This window comes from Candidatus Hydrogenedentota bacterium (assembly GCA_016791475.1).
Lineage (GTDB): Bacteria > Hydrogenedentota > Hydrogenedentia > Hydrogenedentales > JAEUWI01 > JAEUWI01.
Map to the genome: position 1 here is coordinate 1 of JAEUWI010000352.1, position 584 is coordinate 584.

Sequence of the window (584 nt, forward strand, 5' to 3'; positions counted from 1 at the left end):
TACGGTTGGATTAACCGCCAAGACGCGAAGAACGCCAAGGAAAGTAAAGGAAATACAGGGAAACTTTGCGCCCTTAGCGTTTTCGCGGTTAAGTGTGTGATAGACTCCTAGTTCGCCGAAAGCTCCTAAAATGTCTGCCATTCAAGTTGAAAACCTACGCAAGGTATTTCGCGTTAACCAAAAACAGCCGGGCGTGTTGGGGGCCGTTAAGGCGCTGTTTGACCCACGCTACGAAGAAAAAGTAGCCGTGGACGGCATCTCATTTAACGTGGCGGCGGGCGAAATGGTGGGCTACATCGGCGTCAACGGCGCGGGCAAATCCACCACCATCAAAATGCTCACCGGCGTGCTGGTGCCCACCAGCGGGCGCGTCAACGTGCTGGGCCGAGACCCGCACCGCCAGCGCGTGCCCAACGCCAAAGAGATTGGCGTGGTATTTGGCCAACGCTCACAACTATGGTGGGATATTGCCTTTATTGAGTCACTCAACCTAATTGCCAAGATGTACGAAGTGCCGAGTGACCGTTACCAGCAACTGCTCAAGCAATTTAGTGAGACGCTGGAACTGGATGAGCTTTTACGCG

1 protein-coding gene is annotated in these 584 nt (G+C 53.8%); it reads left to right on the forward strand.

Annotated features, from left to right (window positions below):
- Positions 1-130: 130 nt before the first annotated feature.
- Positions 131-584, forward strand: a 454-nt coding sequence (locus tag JNK74_29630; protein ID MBL7650335.1) for an ATP-binding cassette domain-containing protein, incomplete at its 3' end; no start/stop codon positions are given.